Annotated in this window: 4 protein-coding genes; 3 read left to right on the top strand and 1 reads right to left on the bottom strand. The window is 66.3% G+C overall.

Annotated features, from left to right (window positions below):
- Positions 1-177 precede the first annotated feature (177 nt).
- Entirely contained in the window at positions 178-1,026 is an 849-nt protein-coding gene (locus tag Q0K12_RS12265; RefSeq protein ID WP_363315628.1) for a 1,4-dihydroxy-6-naphthoate synthase, read from the bottom strand.
- A gap of 126 nt (positions 1,027-1,152) precedes the next feature.
- Between Q0K12_RS12265 and mqnE the strand changes: the two genes are divergently transcribed.
- From mqnE to Q0K12_RS12250, 3 genes are read left to right on the top strand one after another with little or no spacing between them, the layout of a single operon-like run.
- Positions 1,153-2,298: an aminofutalosine synthase MqnE gene (gene mqnE, locus Q0K12_RS12260; protein ID WP_297263257.1), complete on the top strand. Its 1,146-nt coding sequence runs from the start codon at positions 1,153-1,155 to the stop codon at positions 2,296-2,298.
- Positions 2,295-3,428 carry a cyclic dehypoxanthinyl futalosine synthase gene (gene mqnC, locus Q0K12_RS12255; protein ID WP_297263256.1) on the top strand — a complete coding sequence of 378 codons (1,134 nt, stop codon included), beginning with the start codon at positions 2,295-2,297 and terminating at the stop codon, positions 3,426-3,428. The genes mqnE and mqnC overlap by 4 nt, the downstream gene beginning before the upstream one ends.
- The gene (locus Q0K12_RS12250; protein WP_297263255.1) at positions 3,425-4,261 is read left to right on the top strand and encodes a menaquinone biosynthesis protein; all 837 of its coding nucleotides are present in this window, start codon (positions 3,425-3,427) and stop codon (positions 4,259-4,261) included. The genes mqnC and Q0K12_RS12250 overlap by 4 nt, the downstream gene beginning before the upstream one ends.
- Positions 4,262-4,637 lie beyond the last annotated feature (376 nt).

Below are 4,637 nucleotides of genomic sequence, written 5' to 3'. Positions count from 1 at the left end.
CCGTGTCCGTTAGGCGACGCAGGAGCCTTACGGACATCGACAGCAGAGCGAGGGGTTCCCCTTCCCCCCAAACAACGAATAGTGTCAACAGGCCCGAGTACGCGCAGCGGAGACCACGCGCAAGACCTCAGGCGCAGGGCCTGCGGCGGCACGGGGAACGGGCCGGGCGTACGCCGTTCAGGCTTCCGGGACGAAGAGGCCCGCCGCCGGCAGGGACAGGCCGTTCTCGACGGCGGCGCTCTCCACGATGCGGCGCACGGCCTCCCGGCCCCGCTCGCGCAGGTCGCGGCTGAAATCGGTCACGAAGGTACGGATATGGGCTTGCGTCACTGCGTCGGAAAGCTCCTGCGCGTGGGCGCGGATGTAATCCGCGCTGTCCCGCGGCCGGGCCAGGGCGTGGTCGAGACTGGCGGCGATGGCGGCCTGTATGTCCCGTTGCAGCGCCGGCGGCAGATCCCGCCGGGCCACGATGACGCCCAGCGGCAGCGGCGCGTGGAAGCTTTCCTCCCACCACTGCCCAAGATCCATCAGCTTGACGAGGCCGTGCTCGGCGAAGGTGAAGCGCCCTTCATGGATGATGACGCCCGCCTCGGCCCGCCCCCGCCCCACGGCGTCCATGACGTCGCTGAAGAGCATCTCCTCACGGGGACCGGGGAAACGGCCGGTCATGTCCAGCAGGCGGGCGGCCGTGGTCATGCGGCCGGGGATGGCCACGCGGGCGGTGCGGCACTGTTCGGGAGAGAGCTGTTCCCGGGCCACCACCAGCGGGCCGCAGCCCCAGCCCAGCGCCGCCCCGGCGGACAGGATGACGTAATTCTCCATGATCAGAGGCAGCACGCCCGCGGATACCTTGGTGACCGGCAGTTCCCCGCGCAGGGCAAGGCCGTTCAGCTCCTCCACATCGGCCATGTGCGGCACGAAGCGGCAGGGGCCGGGAACGAGGCCATGCAGCAGGGCATGGAAGATAAAGGTATCATTGGGGCAGGGGGAAAGACCCAGCGTCAGGCTTGACGGCATCTCGCGCATGGCAGCTACCTCCTTGAGCAAACAACGATCGGTGACGGGCGGTTTGACAGCCGCCGGACGGGGGCGTAGCCTATCGCGATTCAACCGTCAAGTCAGGGAACCCCTGACGCCCGCAAAGGAACATCCATGCTGGACGCCGCATATTATGCCGCGCTGGGCCTGTCGTCCATTCGGGACAAGGTGCTGGCCGGAGAACGCTTGAGCTATGAGGACGGATTGGCGCTGTTCGCCTGTCCCGACATCACCGCCGTGGGGGCGCTGGCCCATCACGTCCGCTGCCGCCTGCACGGCGACGCCGCCTTTTATGTCGTCAACAGGCAGATAAATTATACCAATGTCTGCGTCAACGGCTGCACCTTCTGCGCCTTCCGCCGGGACAACGAGGAGCAGGAAGGGGCCTTCCGCCTGAGCCGGGAGGATATCCTCGACCGCCTGCGCGCCGCCGACGCCACGCCGCTGCACCTGGACGAGCTGCATATCGTGGGCGGCTGTCACCCGGATCTGCCGCTCTCCTGGTTCGAAGACGTCCTGCGCGCGGCGCGGGAACTCGATCCTTCCCTGCCCATCAAGGCCTTCACCCCGGTGGAGATCGAGCACTTCTCCCGACTGGAGGGCATCAGCACCCGTGAAGTGCTGACCCGCCTCAAGGCGGCCGGTCTCGTGATGATGCCCGGCGGCGGCGCGGAGATCTTCGACGAGGAGCTGCGCGCCCGCCTCTGCCCGCACAAGGCGACTTCCGAAGCCTGGCTGCGCATTTCCGGCGAGGCGCACGAGCTGGGCATCCTGACCAATTGCACCATGCTCTTCGGTCATCTGGAAACGCCCGCCATGCGCGTGGATCATCTCTGCCGCCTGCGCGAACAGCAGGACAAGAGCGGCGGTTTCACCTGCTTCATCCCGCTCCCCTTCCTGACCCGCAACAGCCGGCTTACCCTGCCGGAAGAGAAACTCGGCCCGCAGCGCGGCCTTGACGAACTGCGCACCGTGGCCGTGGCCCGTCTGCTGCTGGACAACATCCCGCACATCAAGGCCTACTGGATCATGCTGGGCGTCAAGCAGGCGCAGACCGCCCTCTGGTACGGCGCGGACGATCTGGACGGCACCATCATCGAAGAACGCATCGGCCACATGGCCGGGGCCACCTCCGCGCAAGGCATGACCATCCGCGAACTGGAGGACATGATCCGGCAATCCGGCTTCCGGCCCGTGCGCCGCAACGCCACCTTCTCGGAGATCCCCACCGCCGCGCCGACCCCGGAGGCCCGTTCATGACCAGCACCGCATCCTTTGCCCCGGCCCACAGCCCCTTTGACGAAAGCCCCGCCGTGCGGGAGGCCGCCGCTCTGGCCCGTGCCGGACAGCGGCTGGACCGCGCCGCCGCCGAAGCCCTTTATTACGGGGCCTCCCTGCATACGCTGGCCGCGCTGGCCCACGCCATGCGCCTGCGCCTGCATCCCGAGCCGGTGGTCACCTATGTGGGGGACAGGAACATCAATTATTCCAACATCTGCGTCTGCGCCTGCCGCTTCTGCGCCTTTTTCCGCGCGCCGGGCGATGCGGAGGGCTACGTCATCAGCCGTGAAGAGATGGCGCGGAAGATCGACGAAACCCTGCGGCTGGGCGGCACGCAGATCCTCCTGCAGGGCGGGCATCATCCCGACCTGCCGCTGGAATGGTACGAAGATTTGCTGCGCTGGATGCGCAAACGCTGGCCCAGCCTGCACATCCACGCCTTTTCGCCGCCGGAGATCTTCTTCTGGTCCCGGCAGTTCGGCCTTCCCGTGGCCGAGGTGCTGCGCCGCCTGAAGGAGGCCGGTCTCCACTCCGTGCCCGGCGGCGGCGCGGAGATCCTCAGCACCGAGGTACGCGCCCGCGTCTCGCCCAACAAGTGCACGGCCGAGGAATGGCTGACCGTCATGGAAGAGGCCCACAAGCTGGGCATGAAGACCACCGCCACCATGATGTTCGGCCATGAGGAGGAGCCCCGCCACCGGCTGGACCACCTCTTTGCCGTGCGGGAGGTGCAGGACCGCACCCACGGCTTCACGGCCTTCATCCCCTGGACCTTCCAGCCCGCGCACACCCGCATCCACTGCTCCACCCTGCCCGCGCCCGCCTATCTGCGGCTGCTCGCCGTCTCCCGGCTGGTGCTGGACAATGTGCCCAACATCCAGTCCTCCTGGGTGACCATGGGGCCGCAGGTGGCGCAGCTCGCCCTCTTCTACGGGGCCAACGACTTCGGGTCCCTCATGATCGAGGAGAATGTGGTGGCCGCGGCGGGCGTGTCCTATCATCTGACCCGCCGGGAGATCCACAAGATCATCCGCGCCGCGGGCTTCACGCCCGTGCAGCGCCTCATGGACTATACCCCCGTGGACCCGCAGCCGGAGGAAAACGCATGACCGCCCCGCTGCGCATGGGCCGCATCAGCTACCTCAACGTGCTGCCCATTTACCATCCGCTGGAAGCGGGCATCATCCCGCACGATTACGAGCTGGTGTCCGGCCCGCCCGCCTTGCTCAACGAAATGATGGGCCGGGGGGAGCTGCAGGTGTCCTCCTGTTCCTGCTTTGAATACGCCCGCCGCCCGGAGCGTTATTATCTGGTCGATGACCTTTCCATCGGTTCCCACGGTTCGGTCATGAGCGTCCTGCTGCTCTCCCGCGTGCCCGTGGAACAGCTCGACGGGCAGACCATCCTCATCAGCGGCGAGACCCATACCTCCGTGGCCCTGCTGCGCCTGCTCATGCGCGACCGTTACGGACTGGCCGTCGATTACGCCACCGGTTCCGTGACCTCGGCCCTGCGCCACGGCACGCCGCCCGTGGCCTTTCTGGCCATTGGCGACGAGGCCCTGCGCCTGCGCAACCACCCGGACTACCCCTATCGTGTGGACATGGCCGACGCCTGGAGGGAATGGACGGGACTCCCCTTCATCTTCGGGCTCTGGGTCATCAGCCGGGAAGCCGTGGAGTCCGGCCTGCTGCCTGACGATCCCGGCGAGCTGCTGCGCCGGGGCCGGGACTGGGGCCTTGCCCACATGGACGTCATCCTCGACCTGACGGCCCACGGCTGCCCACTCTCTCGCGAGGAGCTGGCCTTCTACTACCAGCAGGGGCTTACCTACTCGCTGGGCGAACGCGAACAGCAGGGGCTCAGGCTCTTTTACGCCAAGCTGGCCGCGGCGGGCATGATCCCGACCTGCCCGGAGCTGCGCTTCTTTGCCCGGCAGTAGCCAGCCTCACCTTTTCACGACACGCCTTTCGGGGAACGCTTCGCCTGTCCGGCGGCGTTCCCCTTTTTCTTCAGGTGCTCCCCTGCTTGCGGCACGCCTTGTCCCTCCTGCCATCACAGGTGATACAATTTCTTGAAAAAACGACAGTGACGCAATTGTACACATCCGTTATTCTACACATAAGTATTTATGGGGAGACAGGGGGTATGACGCTCTTCCCCGGGACGACTAGCCGGCGCAACGCCGCTTCGGCACAACGAGCCGCCAGCGTTCGTCCTGTGGCAGGAGCTTCCTGAACATTGCCTTAGGGTCAGGACTCATTATTTCCATACGCTTCAAAAAAGAGTAGGTATGGAGACGGAGGTTACCATGTCTA

The organism is uncultured Desulfovibrio sp. (assembly GCF_944324525.1).
Classification (GTDB): Bacteria; Desulfobacterota; Desulfovibrionia; order Desulfovibrionales; family Desulfovibrionaceae; genus Desulfovibrio.
Note: the sequence above shows the minus strand (reverse complement) of the source record. Positions and strands in the feature narration are given on the sequence as shown.